Source organism: Paraburkholderia sp. EB58 (assembly GCF_050436665.1).
GTDB lineage: Bacteria > Pseudomonadota > Gammaproteobacteria > Burkholderiales > Burkholderiaceae > Paraburkholderia.
Genome location: NZ_JBNDMQ010000021.1, coordinates 81,585 through 99,734, shown reverse-complemented (window position 1 = coordinate 99,734; position 18,150 = coordinate 81,585). Strand labels below are relative to the sequence as shown.

The 18,150-nt window shown below is 64.6% G+C and carries 14 protein-coding genes and 1 riboswitch; of the genes, 8 read left to right on the top strand and 6 right to left on the bottom strand.

All coding sequences use genetic code 11. The features are described 5' to 3' along the window. Positions 1–14: 14 nt before the first annotated feature. Genes P3T40_RS27390 through P3T40_RS27380 form a run of 3 tightly spaced genes read left to right on the top strand, consistent with a single transcriptional unit; the run spans position 15 to position 4,469 of the window. The gene (locus tag P3T40_RS27390) at positions 15–1,382 is read left to right on the top strand and encodes a FecR domain-containing protein (protein WP_429270894.1); all 1,368 of its coding nucleotides are present in this window, start codon (positions 15–17) and stop codon (positions 1,380–1,382) included. 17 nt (positions 1,383–1,399) lie between these two features. Then, positions 1,400–3,823: a CHASE2 domain-containing protein gene (locus P3T40_RS27385; RefSeq protein ID WP_429270838.1), complete on the top strand. Its 2,424-nt coding sequence runs from the start codon at positions 1,400–1,402 to the stop codon at positions 3,821–3,823. Between the two features lie 34 nt (positions 3,824–3,857). Then, a complete protein-coding gene (locus tag P3T40_RS27380; protein ID WP_429270837.1) occupies positions 3,858–4,469 on the top strand; it encodes a DUF4136 domain-containing protein in 612 nt (203 codons plus the stop codon). Between the two features lie 35 nt (positions 4,470–4,504). Here the strand turns inward: P3T40_RS27380 and bluB are convergent, their stop codons facing one another. Genes bluB through P3T40_RS27360 form a run of 4 tightly spaced genes read right to left on the bottom strand, consistent with a single transcriptional unit; the run spans position 4,505 to position 7,479 of the window. Then, positions 4,505–5,161, bottom strand: a complete 657-nt coding sequence (gene bluB / locus P3T40_RS27375) for a 5,6-dimethylbenzimidazole synthase (RefSeq protein ID WP_429270836.1) — start codon at positions 5,159–5,161, stop codon at positions 4,505–4,507. After that, positions 5,145–6,446: a cobyrinate a,c-diamide synthase gene (locus tag P3T40_RS27370; RefSeq protein WP_429270835.1), complete on the bottom strand. Its 1,302-nt coding sequence runs from the start codon at positions 6,444–6,446 to the stop codon at positions 5,145–5,147. Before P3T40_RS27370 ends, bluB begins: the two co-directional genes overlap by 17 nt. A gap of 2 nt (positions 6,447–6,448) precedes the next feature. Continuing rightward, positions 6,449–7,051 carry a cob(I)yrinic acid a,c-diamide adenosyltransferase gene (gene cobO, locus P3T40_RS27365; protein WP_429270834.1) on the bottom strand — a complete coding sequence of 201 codons (603 nt, stop codon included), beginning with the start codon at positions 7,049–7,051 and terminating at the stop codon, positions 6,449–6,451. Then, a complete protein-coding gene (locus P3T40_RS27360) occupies positions 7,048–7,479 on the bottom strand; it encodes a cobalamin biosynthesis protein (RefSeq protein WP_429270833.1) in 432 nt (143 codons plus the stop codon). Before P3T40_RS27360 ends, cobO begins: the two co-directional genes overlap by 4 nt. A 156-nt stretch (positions 7,480–7,635) precedes the next feature. Further along, positions 7,636–7,903, top strand: a riboswitch (cobalamin riboswitch). Positions 7,904–8,038: 135 nt separating this feature from the next. Between P3T40_RS27360 and cobW the strand changes: the two genes are divergently transcribed. The 4 genes from cobW to P3T40_RS27340 all read left to right on the top strand — a co-directional run bounded on the left by cobW (position 8,039) and on the right by P3T40_RS27340 (position 14,687). Continuing rightward, positions 8,039–9,118 carry a cobalamin biosynthesis protein CobW gene (cobW, locus tag P3T40_RS27355; protein WP_429270832.1) on the top strand — a complete coding sequence of 360 codons (1,080 nt, stop codon included), beginning with the start codon at positions 8,039–8,041 and terminating at the stop codon, positions 9,116–9,118. Between the two features lie 6 nt (positions 9,119–9,124). After that, positions 9,125–12,943 (top strand): cobaltochelatase subunit CobN, encoded by a 3,819-nt coding sequence (gene cobN, locus P3T40_RS27350; protein WP_429270831.1) that lies wholly within the window; start codon positions 9,125–9,127, stop codon positions 12,941–12,943. Then, complete coding sequence (locus P3T40_RS27345) at positions 12,940–14,022, top strand: ATP-binding protein (RefSeq protein ID WP_429270830.1); 1,083 nt, start codon at positions 12,940–12,942, stop codon at positions 14,020–14,022. Before cobN ends, P3T40_RS27345 begins: the two co-directional genes overlap by 4 nt. 98 nt (positions 14,023–14,120) lie before the next feature. Beyond that, the gene (locus P3T40_RS27340; protein ID WP_429270893.1) at positions 14,121–14,687 is read left to right on the top strand and encodes a vWA domain-containing protein; all 567 of its coding nucleotides are present in this window, start codon (positions 14,121–14,123) and stop codon (positions 14,685–14,687) included. A gap of 126 nt (positions 14,688–14,813) precedes the next feature. Here P3T40_RS27340 and P3T40_RS27335 read toward each other — a convergent pair whose 3' ends face one another. Beyond that, positions 14,814–15,749 carry a flagellar brake protein gene (locus P3T40_RS27335; protein ID WP_429270829.1) on the bottom strand — a complete coding sequence of 312 codons (936 nt, stop codon included), beginning with the start codon at positions 15,747–15,749 and terminating at the stop codon, positions 14,814–14,816. 122 nt (positions 15,750–15,871) lie between these two features. Next, complete coding sequence (locus tag P3T40_RS27330) at positions 15,872–16,756, bottom strand: LysR substrate-binding domain-containing protein (protein ID WP_429270828.1); 885 nt, start codon at positions 16,754–16,756, stop codon at positions 15,872–15,874. 103 nt (positions 16,757–16,859) lie between these two features. On the opposite strand from P3T40_RS27330, the gene P3T40_RS27325 reads away from it, so the two are divergent. Next, complete coding sequence (locus P3T40_RS27325; protein WP_429270827.1) at positions 16,860–18,113, top strand: MFS transporter; 1,254 nt, start codon at positions 16,860–16,862, stop codon at positions 18,111–18,113. Positions 18,114–18,150 lie beyond the last annotated feature (37 nt).

Sequence of the window (18,150 nt, the reverse complement as noted above, 5' to 3'; positions counted from 1 at the left end):
GCGCGCGCCGTGCGCTGGCGTGTCTCGTGCCGTGCGCGCCGTATCTCCTCGCGGCGCTCGGGCTCGCGCCCGCGCTGGCCGACGCGCACAAGCGGGACAGCGTGCCGATCGTCACCGTGCCTTATACGACCGTGGCGGGCGATACGCTGTATGAAATCGCCGCGCGCTTCCTGCGCGATCCGCACGACTGGGCGGTACTCAGCCGTCTGAACAAGGTCCCCGCGCCGCGCCATCTGCAAGCGGGTATCCAGATCAAACTGCCGGCCGCGTTGCTGCGCCAGGATCGCGAATCCGCGCGGGTGCTGGCGACGAGCGGGCCGGTTGAGCGGGCGTTCGGCACGGGCCCCTACACGCCGCTTGCGCCAGGCATGATGCTTGGCGAAGGCGATCGCGTGCGTACCGGTCATGAGGGTTTCGCGACGCTGGAACTGGTGGACGGTTCGCACGTGAGCGTGCCGCAGGACGGCATGATCGAGATCGGCAAGCTGCGCCAGACGGTATTGACGGGTGCCTCCGACCGCGTAATCGACTTGCAACACGGTGAGGTCGACAGCGAAGTCACCCATGCCACCAAGAAGGACGACCGCTTCCAGATCCGTTCGCCGTCCGTGGTGGCGGGCGTGCGTGGCACGCGTTTTCGGGTGAACTATGACGCCGGCCAGCAGCAGACGGCCGTCGAAGTGCTGGATGGTGCGGTCGGGGTGGATCCGGGCAGCGCACCTGTGCCGGCGCCGGGCGTGCCGCTGCAGGCTTCGGAGCAACTCGTGTCGGCTCACTTCGGCAATGTCTCGGGCGCGAGCGGCGCAATCGGCGCGCCCATCGAATTGCTGCCCGCACCGGCCTTGACCGATCCCGGCAAGATCCAGGACAGCAAGACCGTCGCGTTTGAGCTCTTGCCGGACAGCCACGCGGCCGGCTATCGCGTGCAGATTGCGCGTGACGCGGACCTGCTCGACCTGATCCGCGATCTGCCGGTGAGTGCGCCGCATGCCGACTTCGGCGATCTGCGCGACGGCACGTACTTCGTGCGCATCTCGGCGATCGATCACAACGGTCTTGAAGGCCTGCCGCAGACCTATAGCTTCGAGCGACGCCAGTTAAGTCTGTCCGCATCGGCGACGCCGCATCCCGGCACGCGCGACTACACGTTCCGCTGGTTCGCGAGCCGCCCGGGCGTGGAGACGCGCTTTCGCTTCGTCCTTGCTGCCACGCCGGACCTGCGCAATCCGATCCTCGACCGTCCCGACCTGCCGGCCGGCGAGATCGTGGTGACGGACCTGCCGCGTGGCGTTTATTATTGGACCGTGATCGCCGAGCAGTTCGAAAACGGCCGGTTCTACGAGAAGGGCAGCTCGATCCGGTCGTTCACGCTTGCCCGTTAGGACTCTAATCCCCACGCATGAGCCTTGATCCGCGTGCACGACTTGGGCGGCCGGCTGGCCGACGCTTCCTGTTCGAATGGGGCGCGCTCGGCTGCCTTGGCATTGCGGTCATTCTTCTGAGTGCGCTCGGCCGCTGGACGGCGGGCATCGATCATCTGGTCTACGACCACTTCCTCGCGCTGCATTCGCAGCTGGTCCTCTCCGATATCGTGGTGGTCGAAATCGACAACGCCAGCATCGAGCGGCTCGGCCACTGGCCCTGGCCGCGTAGCGTGCATGCGAGCCTGCTCACGCAGTTGTCCAAGGCGAAGCCGGCGGCAGTGATCTACGACGTGCTCTTCACCGAGGCCGCTGCGGACGACGCGCAACTCGCCCACGCGATCGCCCTGAGTCCCACCTATCTGCCGGTACTGCTGAGCGCCGAGGACAGCGACGGTGAACGGGTCGTCGTGAAGCCGGTGGCCCCTCTTACGGCAGCGGCGGCCGGGCTCGGTCACATCAATCTGGAAGTCGACGGCGACGGCATCGTCCGCAGCGTCGCGCTGTTCGAGGGTGATGCGCATTCGCGCTGGCCGCAACTGATGGTGCCGGTCTGGCGTGCTCTCCGGAGTGGCGCGATCCAGCTTTCGCCGCCCGTCGTGGGACTCGCTGGTCTGCGCGACCGCAGTCTGGAGAAGGTCGACGAAGCGCGTTTCCTGATTCCGTTCGGTCTGAATGCCACGAACTATTCGCATGTGTCGTTCGCCAGCGTTGTGGCGGGCGAGGTGCGGCCCGAGCAGTTGCGCGGCCGCATCGTGTTGGTCGGTGTGACCGCTTCGGGCCTGTACGACCGCTTTGCGACGCCGGTCTCGGGCGAACTGGGGCCGCTGCCGGGCGTCTACATTCATGCAAACGTGCTGGATACGCTGCTGACCGGCCGTGCGATCGATCCGGTTGCGGCGCTGCCTTTGTTCCTCGTCTCGCTGGTGCCGCTTGCCGCGCTGTTGGCCGGCTTCCTTGTACTGTCGCCGCGGCGTTCCTTGTTGCTGACCATAGGGCTATGCATTCTCATCACCGGTGGCAGCGCCGCGTTGTTGTACGGCGCGCGGCTATGGATGTCACCGGCGCCGGCGGTGGTTGGGCTAATTGTCGTGTATCCGATCTGGAACTGGCGGCGGCTCGAAATGACCATGGCGTATCTGCGCAAAGAGCTGCAGCGGCTCGCCGATGAACCACACCTGCTACCGGAAACGCCGCAGCGTCGCCGCGAGTTCGGCGGCGACGTGCTGGAACAGCACATGGCGCTGATGGCGCAGGCCGCGCAGCGCGTGCAGGACATGAAGCGCTTTGTCTGGGACAGCCTCGATAGCGTGCCCGAGCCGATTCTGGTGAGCGACGTGCGCGGCATCGTCCTGATCGCCAATCATGCGGCGACCGCGCATTTTGAGCGCCTCGGTTCGGTCATGCCGCAGGGCCGGCTGATGCGCGAGGTGCTAGGCGATCTGGCCTTCGTGAAGACAACCGACGCCGGCACCGAAGGCGATGCGGAACACGACACGCGGGCGCGCACGCACTGGCCGGCGATCCTGGATCCGGCGCGGCTCGAATTCGCCGATCTGATGGCACAAGGCATCGAAGTGCGCGACCTGGCCGAGCGCGACCACCTGCTGCGCTACGCCAGATGCACCAACGAAGAAGGTGAGGTGACCGGCTGGATCGCGGGCCTCGTCGACGTATCGGCGCTGCACGCAGCGGAGCGGCAGCGCGAGGACGCGTTGCGGCTGCTGTCGCACGACATGCGCTCGCCACAGGCGTCGATTCTGGCGCTGGTGGAGATCGAACGGGCCCGGATCGAGTCGGACCACGTGCATGAATTGCTTGAACGCATCGCACGCTACTCGCGGCGTGCGCTCACGCTTGCCGACGATTTCGTGCAACTGGCGCGAGCGGAGTCGCAAGCCTATCTGCTTGAACCCGTCAGCCTCAGCGAACTGACCATCGACGCCAGCGACGAAGTCTGGCCACAGGCTCACGCCAAGCAGATCCAGATGGAGACCGCAGCCGAGGGCGATGACGGCTACTGGATCTGTGCCGACCGCTCGCTGATGACGCGGGCGCTCGTCAACATCATGAACAACGCAGTCAAATACAGTCCGCCCGAGTCACGCATCACCTGCACGATTGGGCCGGTGAACGGCTTGCCGGCGCGCGTGCAATGTACGATTCGCGACCAGGGCTATGGGATTCCGCTGGAACAGCAGAGCCGGCTGTTTCAGCGCTTCCGGCGCTTTCACGAGGCCGAGCAGCCGGACACCGGCGGCGCGGGCCTCGGGATGGCCTTTGTCAAAACCGTCGTGACGCGGCATGGGGGCGATGTGCAGGTGGTCAGCGCACCAGGCCAGGGCACCGCCTTTACCGTGTTGCTGCCGGCCCTCGACGACACGCCGCTTGCGCAAGCGTGATGGATATCCTGCATTTTTTAGAAGCGAGAAAACGATGAGAGCCACGCTGATATGCGCTGCGCTGATCGCAGCAACCCTGACCGTTGGCCTGACAGGATGTGCTGGCGTCAGCGCCGACGTGCGGGCGTCGCCCACGGATACCCCAATGCAAGGCGAGCACAGTTATGCGCTGGCACGCTCGCCGTTACAGGACGGTAATCCGGATCATACGGAATACGAAACATTGATCCGCGCCGAACTCGGCAAGTATGGTTTCGCTGACGTCGCCCAGCAGCGCGCGCACTATCTGCTGTCGATTGCTTACGACACGCGGCTTGCTACCGTTGGGGTCGGTTCGGCGGATTGTGTGCAGCAAGACGGGTGCGGCAGCTCCGGCGAAGCCCCGTTTTCGCTGTTTGGCCGCCACTCGTATAAGCACTCGTTGACGCTGCGCTTCTTCGAGCAGACCAATGGTCACGAGGTCTACAAGGTGAGCGTCGTGAGCCAGGATCATGACGCCGATCCGCTCCACGCGATTCCGTATCTGGTGAAGAGCGCGCTGGCGCAATTCCCCTTCGCTGATCATCCGGACTGGCGCGTGAAACTGCGCGCGGACGCTGCGGGCGATGGGCCGCGGGTTGTGTCGATCAAGCCGGTGCAGCCTTGATTGTCTGCGCGCCGCATCAAACCGTTGACGCCGGATTATTCCGGCTTGCTTTCCTCAGGCCAGCGGTTTTCGAACACGCAGTCAGCAAGCGGTACGCGGCGCGCCCAGCGCTCGGTTTCGAGCATCGGTTCCGCATAGAACTGGTCGACATGGCCAAGGCATAGGATCGCCACCGGACGCGCACCGCCCGGCATATGCAGCAGGGTGCGCACAGCGTCGACGTCGAACAGCGACACCCAGCCCATTCCGAGACCCTCAGCGCGCGCCGCCAGCCACATGTTCTGGATCGCGCAGGCCACCGAGGCGAGATCCATCTCCGGCAACGTGCGGCGCCCGAAGATGTGCTTTTCGCGGCCGTCCATCAGGGCCATCACCAGCAGTTCGCCGCACTCCAGCATTCCTTCGACCTTGAGTTTCATGAACTCGTCGCGCCGTTTGCCGAGCGCGTCGGCGGTCGCGAGCCGCTCGCGGTCCACCGTCTCGTGTAACGCAGCACGCAGCGCCGAGTCGGTGATGCGCGTAATGCGCCACGGTTGCATGAAGCCGACGCTCGGCGCGTGATGCGCCGCATCGAGCAAACGCCGAAGCACAACAGGGTCGACCGGGTCGCGCACGAAGTGCCGCATATCGCGCCGTTCATAGATGGCGCGGTAGACGGCCTCGCGGTCAGAATCGTTAAAACACTTCGCCATGGAACAGGGCGGCCGCGAAGGCCGGGTTGGAAGGCCAGTAGGTGTGCATATAAGTTGCGACGATCGGGCCGGCACGGAATACGGCCTCGCCGGGCGCATCGTCTTGCGGACGAGTGGCCGTCCGGTGCGGCGTCAGCGTTGTCGTCAACTTCGAGTAGTGAAACGTATGACCGGTCATGGTCCCATGGATGCTGTCGATCTGTTGCATACCGAGTGCGGCGAGGCGGGTCTGCATCGTCGCATGGCCCGGCAGCAGGCCGAGCATTGGCATGGTCGAGCCTTGGGTGTCGGTGAGCTGCTCGAACAGGTAGAGCATACCGCCACATTCGGCGACGACGGGTTTTCCGGCCGCCGCGTGCGCGCGGATCGCTTCCGCGGTCAGGGCGTTGCGCGAGAGCGTCTGTGCATGCAGTTCGGGATAGCCGCCAGGCAGATAGACCGCGTCCGCGGCTTCCGGCACGGGTTGGTCTGCAAGCGGGGAAAAGTAGCTGACCCGCGCGCCCAATGTTTCGAGCAGCGTGACGTTGGCCGGATAGATGAAGGAGAACGCTGCATCACGGGCAATCGCAATGTGCTTGCCATCGAGCAGACGCGGTAACTCGCGACGCTCCGATGGTGCGCGGAATTGCACCGCCGACGGCAACTCGGCGAGCGGCGTTTGCGCGAGCGCGTCGGCTACACGATCAAGCCGTGCATCGAGATCGTCGACTTCACCCGCTTGATGCAATCCGAGATGCCGCTCCGGCAGTTCGATTTCGTCGGCGCTGGCAATATGTCCGGTCCAGCGCAGCCCGGATGGCAGCGCCTCCTGAAGCATCTGCGCGTGGCGCGCCGAGCCAACGCGGTTGGCGAACACGCCATGAAACGGCACCTCCGGCCGGAAGTTCGCGAGACCGAAGGCGACCGCGCCGAAGGTCTGCGCCATCGCCTTGGCGGAAATGACTGCCACTACCGGCACACCGAACGCGGTGGCGAGATCGGCGCTGCTCGGCGTACCGTCATAGAGCCCCATCACGCCTTCAATCAGGATCAGATCAGCCTCGGCTGCCGCGTGCGCAAGCAGCTCACGGCAGCCGTCTTCACCGACCATCCACAGGTCTAGCGAGAGCACCGGTGCGCCGCTTGCGCGTGCGAGGATCATCGGGTCCAGAAAATCCGGGCCGGTCTTGAAGACACGCACGCGCCGCCCTTGCCGCCGATGGTGGCGGGCAAGGCCGGCCGTAATCGTGGTCTTGCCTTGACCGGAAGCCGGCGCACTGATGAACAGAGCGGGACAGGACGGCATGCTCAGAATTCCACGCCGCGCTGCGCCTTGACGTGCTGCTCGCGATACGGGTGTTTGACGATGCGCATTTCCGTGACCAGGTCGGCCGCTTCGATCAACGCATCCGGCGCGTGGCGGCCGGTAATCACCACATGCAGCATCTCGGGACGCGCGTTCACGACCGACAGCACTTCGTCGAGCGGCAAATATTCGTACTTCAGCACGGTGTTCAGTTCGTCGAGAATCACCATCTGATACTCGCCGCTTTCGATCATCCGGCGCGCTTCGTCCCAGCCTTTGCGGGCGGTGGCGATATCGGCATCGCGGTTTTGGGTATTCCACGTGTAGCCGTCACCCATCGTGACGAAATCGCAGTTGGCGATTTTGCCCAGAAAATCGCGCTCTGACGTGTGCAGTGCACCTTTGATGAACTGCACGACGCCAAGGCGCATGCCGTGGCCGAGTACGCGCACGGCCATGCCGAACGCGGCGGTGGTTTTGCCCTTGCCGGTACCGGTGTTGACGATCAGCAGGCCCTTTTCGATGGTCGCTTCGGCCTGCTTTTTCTCGTGGCCTTCGCGACGCCGCTGGGTCATGCGCAGATGCGATTCGGGATCGGTTTTCATGGAAGGTCCTGTAGGTCGTTGGATTCTAAGGTTTGGGATGCCGTGCCGCATGCGCTCGATGCGATCGCGACGGTGACGCCGTCGAGCACCGTCTTTGGCACGATCAGGCGGGCGCCTGGCGCCGCGAGCAGGGCGCACGGTTCGCAGACGCCCTCTACGCCGAGATGCGCGCGGGCGGCGGCGGAAGGTGTCGGAATCGCAGGCACGGCAGCTATTTCGGCGCGGTTGAAGGTTAGCAACGGCAGCGCGTGACGCGCGCAAAATTCAAGCAGACCGGGTTCCTGCGCCTTGGATTCGATGGTCGCGATGCAGCGAATCGCTTCGAACGGATAGGCGTCCAGGGCCGCATGGACGGCGGCTGAGATCTGGTCTGCAGAGGTGTGCTGCCTGCAGCCGATACCAATGCTGAGTGAGGCGGTTTGGGTCATGCGGTGCCCCATATTACGCATCCTGTGTCCCGTTCAACTGCACGTGCGCCAACATGCGCCGGCACCGAGCTCGGGCACCAAACGCGGGCATACGATAGCACAAGCCATGCTCGCAGTCGCCCGCCCCGTTTCCTTGACGCACGGGGCTTGCAGGCCTAAACTCCCAGGCACTTTGGTGCTCGTGTGCGCGTTCCCGCGCACGCAGTTAAACGGGAAACAGGGCGTCCACTTTCACAAGACCGGACCAACCTGTGCTGCCCCCGCAACGGTAAGCGAAGGCATCGCGCAAGCGGTGCAGAGCCGGCTTCAGTGCCTGCGCGCAAGGTCGCGCATGCATGCAACCACTGGGCGAGAAATCACTCGCCTGGGAAGGGGAAGCGGCGCTTTCGCCAGCCCGGATACCGGCCAGGGAAGAGGGTTGGCGCCGCGGGGATGCGGCGTGTCGTCCATGACTTCATTACACGTTCCCGTTGCTGCTGCAACGCCGTTTTCCGTCCCCGCGTTTCGTCTGTTCAATTCCCGTGCCCATGAATCGGCCATCTCTTTCGACGGAATTACCATGCAGAACCCCATGCGCAAAATCCCCGTCACCGTTGTGACGGGCTTCCTCGGCAGCGGCAAAACCACGCTGCTGCTGCACATTCTTCAACAAGCAGGCGGCAAGCGCATTGCGGTGATCGTCAACGAGTTCGGCGAACTCGGCATCGACGGCGAAATCCTCAAAGGTTGCGGCATCGGCTGTGACGAACAGGGCAATGAGACCGAAGGCCGGTTGTACGAGCTCGCCAACGGGTGCCTGTGCTGCACCGTGCAGGAGGAATTCTTCCCGGTGATGGAAAAGCTGGTGGAACGCCGCGACCAGATCGATCACGTGCTGATCGAAACCTCGGGCCTCGCCTTGCCCAAGCCGCTGGTGCAGGCATTCAACTGGCCGGCCATCAAAAACAGCTTTACCGTGGATGCGGTCGTCACGGTGGTTGACGGCCCCGCAGCCGCAAGCGGCCAGTTCGCCGACAACCCGGCGGCAGTAGACGCGCAACGCAAGGCCGATCCGAATTTCGATCACGAGTCGCCGCTGCACGAATTGTTCGAAGATCAGTTGTCCGCTGCGGACCTCGTGATCCTTAACAAGACAGATCTGCTCGACGACACGCAGCAAGGCGCCGTCGAAGCATTGATCCGCGAAGAGATTCCGTCGCAGGTCAAGGTGGTGCGCGCGCATATGGGCCAATTGGATTTGCACACGCTGTTCGGCCTCGAAGCGGCCTCGGAGGCGACGATTCATCTGCGCCACGATCATCATGGCTCCGCAGAGGACGCGGACCATCATCACGACGAGTTCGATTCGGTGGTGGTGCAGGCCCAGGCGCCATCGCGCGAGGCCGTGATTGCCGCGCTGCAAAGCCTCGTGGAAAGCAACACGATCTATCGCGTGAAGGGCTTTGCTGCCTTGCCCGGCGCGCCGATGCGTCTGGTGATTCAGGGCGTGGGCCGTCGCTTCGACAGCTATTTCGACCGCCGCTGGCAAGCGGGCGAAACGCAGCAGAGCCGCTTCGTGCTGATCGGTGAGGATCTCGATCAGCCCGCACTGCAACGCGCCTTCGACGCTGCGTTGAACACCGAAGCGCAACAGGCGTAATCGATCATGCATCTGCTGCGCACCACGCCGGGTGGCTTCGTCGACGACACCCAAGGTGTCATCCGCATCGATCAGCGGCCCGCCGAGATCGTGGTGCTCAGTTCCGCCGACACGACGCTGTCGCTGCTCGCCAGCGCCGTGCCGCGTCTAGGCGATGGCTTTCCAAGCGTGCGTCTCGCGAATGTCACTTACCTGCGGCAACCAGCCTCGGTCGATTTCTATGTCGAGGACGTGTTGCAGCATGCGCGGATCGTGGTGGTCGATCATCTGGGCGGCGAAGCGTATTGGCCGTACGGGATCGAGCAGGTCGTCGCGCTTGCGGCACGCAAGCATCAGGTGCTGGCGATGTTCTCGGGCGACCTGCAGGAAGATCCGAACCTGCTCGCGCGCAGCACTGCGGATGCCGCGCTTTGTCATCAGCTATGGCGCTACCTGCGGGAAGGCGGCGCGCAGAATGCCGAGGCGTTTCTGCGTTGCATCGCCTACCGTTCGCTCGGCTGGGGGAGTGAGCCGGCGCCGCCGCGCGTGTTGCCGGCGGCTACGCTCTATCATCCTGATCGCGACATACCGACGATCGCCGAATGGCAGGCGCGTTGGCGCGCCGACGCGCCGGTCGTCGCGATCCTGTTCTATAAGGCGCATCTGCAGGCCGCCAATACGGCGGTATTCGACGCCCTGATCGAGGCACTCGAAGCGCAGGGCCTGAATCCGCTGCCGATTGCGCTGACCTCGCTCAAAGACGCCATGAGCCGCGAGATTTTGCAACAGTTGTGCACGCAACATGATGTCGCGCTCGTGTTGAATACCACCGCATTCGCGGCCACCGCCATCGACGACCCCGAACCTCTCGCACTCGCAGGCGATGCACCCGTGATGCAGGTGATCCTGAGCGGGGGCAATCGCGAGGATTGGGTCAAGGACAACCAGGGACTCAACTCGCGCGACATCGCCATGCATATCGCGCTTCCCGAGGTGGACGGCCGCATCATTACGCGGGCGATCAGCTTCAAGGGGCTTGCGTACCGTTGTCCGCATACCGAAGTGGACGTGGTGCGTTATCAGCCCGATCACGAGCGGATCGGCTTCCTCGCAGAATTGAGCCGCCGCTGGTGCCGCTTGCGCATCCTCGCCAACGCTGACAAGAAGCTCGCGCTGATCCTCGCCAACTATCCGATGAGCGAAGGGCGCATTGGCAATGGCGTGGGGCTCGATACGCCGGCCTCGGTGGTGGGTATTCTCGAGATGCTGGCCGACCAGGGTTACCGAGTGGGCGACTTGCCCGCGGACGGCGACGCTTTGCTGCGCAAGCTGACCGAGGGCGTCACCAACGACCCCGTAGTGCGCGATCTGCGTCCGGCACTACAAAGCCTCGCACTCGACGATTACCTCGTGCACTTCGCGCGCCTGCCTGCTGAGGCGCGCGACGCCTTGAACGCGCGCTGGGGTCCGCCGGAGCACGACCCGACTCTAAGGCGCGGCCGCTTCATGATTTCAGGCTGGCGCTGCGGCCAGGTATTCGTCGGCATTCAGCCGTCGCGCTCGCGCGAGCAGGGCGACTACGCCAGCTATCACGACGCGGACCTTGTGCCGCCACATGCGTATCTGGCGTTCTACTTCTGGTTGCGTCACCAGTACGGGATCGACGCAGTGGTGCACGTCGGCAAGCATGGCAACCTCGAATGGCTGCCGGGCAAAAGCGTAGCGTTGAGCAACGCCTGCTGGCCCGATCTGATTCTCGGGCCGCTGCCGCATCTGTATCCGTTTATCGTCAACGATCCGGGCGAGGGCAGTCAGGCGAAGCGCCGCGCGCAGGCGGTGATTATCGATCACCTGATGCCGCCGCTCACGCGCGCAGAAAGCTATGGTCCGTTGCAGGATCTCGAGCGCCAGGTCGACGAGTACTACGAAGCATTGATGGTCGATCCGCGCCGCTCGAAACTGCTTAGGCGCACGATTCTCGCGACCATTGTCGAACACCGTCTGCACGACGAACTCAGCATGAAAGTGCCGGACGGGCAGGATGCGGAAGACGCGCTGCTCACTCGCGTGGATGCCTGGCTGTGCGAGTTGAAAGAGGCGCAGATCCGCGACGGTCTGCATACCTTTGGCCGGTCGCCCGAGGGCGTGCAGCGGCGCGATACGCTGCTGGCGCTGGGGCGCTTTCCGGTCGGCGACGGGCGCGACGGCAAAGCGGGTCTGGTGGATGCGCTGGCGCGGGATCTGCAGATGGATCATCTGTTTGATCCGCTGTCGGCGGATTGGGCGGCGGTGTGGGGTGGTCCGTGTCCGGAAGTCTTGCTGCAGGTCAGCGACGCGCCGTGGCGCCACAACGGCGATACGCGGGAGCGACTGGAACTGCTCGCGACTGCCATGCTGGGAGCGATGTGTGGCGGCGCGTCAGGCTCAAAGCCGGACTCGCACGTAACGCTGCCTCCTGCAGGCACGTTGCCGCAAACCGAACTCGTGCTCGAGCGCCTGCGCACCGACATACTGCCGCGCCTCGACGCTTGTGGCCCGGAAGAAATGCGACACCTCAGACGGGGACTCGAAGGCCGTTTCGTACCGGCTGGCCCGAGCGGTTCGCCATCGCGTGGCCGGCCCGATGTTCTGCCCACAGGACGCAACTTTTACTCGGTCGATACGCGTGCCATTCCGACCCAAGCCGCCTGGTCGCTGGGCCTGAAATCGGCACAGCACCTGATCGAGCGTCATCTGCAGGAGCATGGCGATTATCCGCGAGCAATCGGCCTATCCGTATGGGGCACGGCAACGATGCGCACCGGCGGCGACGATATCGCCCAGGCGATGGCGCTGCTCGGCGTGCGGCCCAAATGGGCACCGGGCAGCCATCGCGTGACCGACTTCGAGATCATGCCGATGAAAGTCTTTGACCGGCCGCGCATCGACGTCACGCTGCGCGTATCTGGCTTCTTCCGCGACGCGTTTGCCAATGTGATGCATCTGTTCGATGCCGCCGTACAGGCAGTCGCCGAACTCGACGAACCGGAGGACGTGAACCCGATCCGCGCGCGCGTGCTGCGCGAACGCGACGCCTTGATCGCACGCGGCATGGATGCCACCGAGGCGCGCAGACGCGCCGGCTGGCGGGTGTTCAGCGCACGGCCGGGTGCTTACGGTGCCGGCTTGCAGGAGATCATCGACACCCAGCAATGGCAGACCGACGCTGATCTGGCCAACGCCTACCAGGCGTGGGGCGGCTACGCCTACACCCAGAAACGCGCTGGCGAGGAAGCGCGCCAGGCGTTCGGCACGCGGCTCGCCGCCATGGACGTGGTGCTGCAGAATCAGGACAACCGCGAGCACGATCTGCTCGATTCGAACGATTACTATCAGTTTCAGGGCGGCATGGTCGCAGCCGTGCGGTATCTGGCTGGCAATCAGCCGCACGTGTATCACGCGGACCATAGCAATCCGAACGTGCCACGCGTGCGTACGCTGCACGAGGAAATCGCCCGCGTCATCCGCTCGCGCGTGGTCAATCCGAAGTGGCTCGACGGCGTGAAGCGCCACGGCTACAAAGGGGCGGCAGAAATCGCGGCGACGGTCGACTATCTGTACGGCTACGATGCGACCGCGCGCGTGATTGCCGACCATCAATATGCGTTGGTGACCGATGCGTATCTGAACGACGCCGATACGCGCGACTCTCTGCAGAAGCACAATCCGCACGCGCTGCATTCGATTTGCGAGCGTTTGCTCGAAGCGATGCAACGCGGGCTATGGCAGGCACCGGGCGACTATCGCGCGCAAGTGGAACAGCATCTGCTCGCGAGCGAGCAGGCCATCGAAGGAACACGACCATGAACGTAGCGACCGAGCTTCGCAACACACCGGCGCGGCCCGAAATTCCGCCCGCATTCCCGTTTACCGCGCTGGTCGGGCAAGCGTCGTTGCAGCAGGCTTTGCTGCTTGCCGCGATCGATCCGGGTCTCGGCGGCGTGCTGGTCACGGGTCCGCGCGGCACCGCCAAATCGACCGCGGCGCGGGCGCTGGCAGAACTGCTGCCCGAAGGGCAACTGGTGACCTTGCCGCTCGGCGCGAGCGAGGACAGGTTGATCGGCACGCTCGACATCGAAAGCGCGCTGCGGGACGGCGCCGTGCGCTTTTCACCGGGCTTGCTGGCGAAGGCGCATCGCGGCGTGCTGTATGTCGACGAAGTCAACCTGTTGCCCGATGCGCTGGTCGATGCCCTCCTCGATGCAGCCGCAAGCGGCATGAACACGGTCGAGCGTGACGGCATCTCGCACAGCCACGAAGCGAGTTTCGTGCTGATCGGCACGATGAACCCGGAGGAAGGCGAGTTGCGGCCGCAACTGATCGACCGCTTCGGGCTGATGGTTGAACTGGAGAACTGCTTCGACCCGCTCGTGCGGCAGCAGATCGTCAAGGCGCGACTCGGCTTCGATCTCGATCCGCAGGCATTCCGTGCCGCCTACGCGGAGCAGCAGGCGCTGCACGTGCAGCGGATCCGTGCCGCGCGTGCGGCATTGCCAGGATTCGGCTTCGACGCCGCCGTGCATGCGCATGTCAGCGCGTTGTGCATTGCGGCCGCCGTCGATGGGCTGCGTGCCGATCTGGTGATGCTGCGCGCCGCGCGTGCGCTGGCCGCGCTTGAACAGGCAGAGACGGTGACAACGGAGCATGTCGATCAGGTGGCCGAAGCAGTTCTGCTGCATCGCCGGCATAGCCGCGAAACGCCGCCGCAGGCTGATGCGTCGGCCCAGTCGCTGTCGCGCGAATCCGACGGTGCAGGCGCTGTGCCACCCGACGCGGCCGTGCCCGCTGCCGCGACAGGCGATAGCGAGTGGGGCTATCTACCGCCTGAGCCGACCGGCACGACCCGGGTCAAAGGTGTGATCCCGCTCAACGCAAAAAAACGCTGAGCCATCGGAAGGGCGCCGCCGCTGATTTGCGCAGCGGTTTTCGATGGCGGAAAGGTGCGGGTGGGGCGGCAGCGCGCGGCAAAGGGCAGGGTCAACGGATTGCATGGCCAGCGACGCTCGCCGCGAAGCGCCAGGCGCCTCTGCACGCCGCGCACTTGCGTTTCGTGCCGACGGCGCCGCAAGGCAGTGTGCTGCACTGCTTTCTGCTGGACTGCTCTGGTTCGATGCTGGCGGGCCAGCGGCTAGCGCTCGCCAAAGGGTTGCTAGTCGCGCTATTCGACCGCGCGAGCAAGGCGCGCGCCGATGCGGCGCTGATGTGCTTTGGCGGCACCGGGGTGGATGTCCGCTTCGGGCCTGCGGTGCCGCGCTGGTGGAACGAACGCTGGCTGCAGCCGCTCGGTGGCGGTGGCGGAACGCCGTTGGCCGCGGGCGTGCGCAAGGCCGCGCAACTGCTGGAACTCGCCGCGCGCCGCAAACCGCTGCAGCAACGCTGGCTGTGGGTGCTGACCGATGGCCGCAGTGGCGACATACCGATACGGCCCAGCGAGGCGGACCAGGTGGTATTCGTGGACTTCGAGCGAGGTGCAATCCGGCTTGGGCGCTGCGCGCAACTCGCGCAGGCGTGGGGCGCGAGCTGCGTCAGGCCGGAAGAGCTGATCGGCTAGGCAGCGCATGCCATCGCTCGTATGGACGTGCCATCTTCGCTTCGGCGTGTATGCGGACCTAACGGCGGACGGCGGGCGGCGCCCAGCGCCGACGCTGCTGCCCCGCCAGGTCGTGAGCCCATGCCCTTACTTGAGCTCGCTGTTCCAGTAGAGGACGTCGTCTTGCCTGTCGAAGACGAACGCTTTCATCGCCATTTGTTGCGCCGTGTCGAGCCGGTCGAACTCGAGTCCGTGCACGGCCGGCTGGCCGGGCGCGCCCTTTTGCACGTTCCGGATCACGGCGCTGGTTTCGACGTGGCTGTCGAGGTCTTTGGACTTGAGGTGGTAGGCGACGCGCAGGCGGTCGCCGACCTGGCCGAGCGGCCACGACGCCGTTAACGACATCCCGAGCGCGCTGATCCCCTTCGCGAGGCCGAGCCCTTCGTACGATTCGCCCGTTTCGCCGATGCCGTAGCGCACGGGGAGCCGCGCGCGCACCCGGATCGATTTGCGCTCGCGCAGGCGGCGGATCACGCCGGGCTTCGACAGGACGATATAGTCGAACGGCAGTTGACAGATCGCTTCGACCGTGCAGACGAAGCGGAACACCGCCTGGCTGGCGATCGCCACGATCTCCACGTTTTCGCCTACGCCGAGCGGCAAGTGTTTTCCTTCAAAGAGCGGCGGCGTGGCGAACAACGCTTCATTCGGCGCGAAGCCGATGATGCGGCAAGGATGCATGGGCGCGGTGCTGCCTATATGCTGGCGCACGCCGATCAGCGCGCCGATTGCCAGATGCATGTCCTTGACGGACAGCGGGTCCGACGTGTCGGGCTTGGCCGCTCCGTCCGCGCCGGGCGAACCCGCGGAGCCGGGCGCATCAGGGGCGTCGCCGCGTTGCGGGCGGAAGTTGTCGAACAGGAACTTGCGCTCCTCGACGCCGACCAGAATCGCGCCGGCATCGAACAGCAGCGTTCCGTCGCTGTCGACAATAGGCCAGTCGAGCGGCGTGCCGACGGGTACGGCGTCGAAGCTCAGCGCGGCCGGCGCTGCCCCAACGGGCAATTCCACGATATCGTTCATTGGTTTTTGGTAGCGAATAGCGGGTAACCAGTATTAACGTCAGGATTACCGAAAAGTTTAATGCTTTATTTGATCATGTCGAAAATACCGCACAAATCGCTTTACGACGATTTGTGATCCACTCATCCCGCCAGTTGCTCCCGCATCCATTCATAAAACGCCCGAATCTCGGCCTCACGCGGATGATGTTCGCGCCAGCTCACGAAATACTCCATATTCGCCGGCACGCAGACCGTGCCGATCTGCATCAGGGTGCCTGACTGGATTGCATCGCGTACCAGCAGGCGCCGCGCCGTCACTGCGCCCTGGCCGGCAATGGCCGCTTGCAGCAGCGAGTCGGGACTGTCGAAGATAGGACCGAACGTCGGCTCCTGCAGAGGCAGGCCGGCGGCCTCGAGCCAGTCGCGCCAGGAACGGTGGGCGAAGCGCAGCATCGGCAGTTTCGGGGTGTCCACGACCCGGAAGTTGGCAATCTGCGCCACCAATGACGGACTGACGACTGCAATCACCTGGTCGTCGATCAGCTTGTGGGAAACGAAACCCGGCTCATCGACCCGTTTATGCCAGATGCCCAGATCGACGGTATAGGGGTCGGGCGGCACGAGTTGGGCATGCACCCGCAGCATAAGCTCGATATGCGGCTGCAGCGCCGCAAAGCCGTTGAGCCGGCGGATCAACCAGTTGCCGGCCAGATCCGACATCACACTGACTTCCAGGCGCACCGCGCCACCCCGGTCGCCCGCCCGCGCTTCGGTGAGGGCGTCGTCGATCTCCGCGAGGCCGAGGCGCACGCGCTCGGCCAGACGCGCACCCGCGCTGGTGGGGATCATGCGCGCGCCCACCCGGCGAAACAGCGGGGTGCCGAGCGCATCTTCCAGATTGCGCAGGTGATGGCTGATCGCACTGTGCGTCAGACTCAATTCGTCGGCTGCCCGCGTGAAACTGCGATGCCGGCTGGCTGCTTCCAGGGCGCGGAGCGCCTGCAAGGGTGGGAGCGGTTTGAACATGATGTCAAATTCTACTCACAATACCGGCAAAAACGTTTCGTTGGCCATTGGTATCGCGGGCCGGGACAATGAGTGCCCGATTCACTTGCTCAGGTTGCTCACCATGTCCAAAGGGTTGCGCGTATTCGCCCTGTTCGCCTGCGGGTATTTCATTTCGTATGTCTACCGCGGCATCAATATCGAATTCGCGCCGTTTATGGCGCATGACATCGGCTTGTCGGCGGCGGATCTCGGTGTGCTGACGAGCCTCTATTTCCTCGGTTTCGCGGGCGCGCAACTGCCGGCGGGCGTGCTGCTCGACCACTTCGGCGCGCGCCGGGTCTCGGCGCTGTTACTGCTGGTGGCGGCTGCTGGAGCCGCCGTGTTTGGCATGGCGCACGGCCTCGCAGGCCTGATGGCCGGGCGGCTGATGATCGGCGTTGGGGTTTCGGTGTGCCTGGGCGGTGCGTTCAAGGCGCTGGCGCAGTGGTTCCCGGTACATCGGTTACCACTGCTCAACGGGCTGGTGATGGCGGTGGGCGGGTTTGGTGGCGTCGTGGTGGGCTCGCCGTTGAACGCTCTGCTGCGCTTTACGGACTGGCGTGTGATCTGTTTTGGCCTCGCGGCCGTGACCGTATCGACCTCGGCTGCGATCTGGTTCGGCGCGCCTGACGCCGCGAATACTCACCGGCAAGCAGGACTCGTCGAGCAGTTGCGCGGCGTGGGCCATGTGCTGCGCAGCCGCGTATTCTGGAAGATTGCGTCGCTGTCGGGCATGGCGCAAGGGGTCTTCTATGCGATGCAATCGCTGTGGATGGCGCCGTATATGCGCGATGTCATCGGCCTCAATGCGCACGCCACAGCTACGCTGGTCTCAGTTGTGGCGCTGGCGATGATGGCCGGTTGCGTGGGTTTCGGCGCGGTCGCGCGCCGGCTGGAGCAGTATGGCGTGAGCCTGTCTGCGTTTTCGGGTGTGGGCATGCTGCTGTTCATCTGCGTGCAGGGCGCCATAATGGCCCGCGTGCCGGTGCCTAACGTGTGGCTGTGGGCTGCTTACGGTATCTTCGGCGGCTCGGGGATTCTCAGCTATGCCGTGCTGGCCGAACACTTCCCCAGCCATTTGATGGGCCGTGTGAACACCACACTCACACTGGTTATGTTCGTGCTGATCTTTTTGTGTCAGACCGGAGTGGGTGCAATGTTGAGCCTGTATCCGGCGCGGATGACGGCGGATGGGGCGCACTATCCGGTCGAGGCGCATTTGACCGCATGGGCCGTGCTTGGGGTGTTGCAGGTGCTTGGGGCGGTTTGGTATTTCTGGCCGCAGGCGAGGAGCAGGGTGGTGGAGTCTGTGCGCGGGGCGCAGATGGGGCGATAACCCGGTGGAGGTCATTTGCCCGTCGGCGAGATTCCGC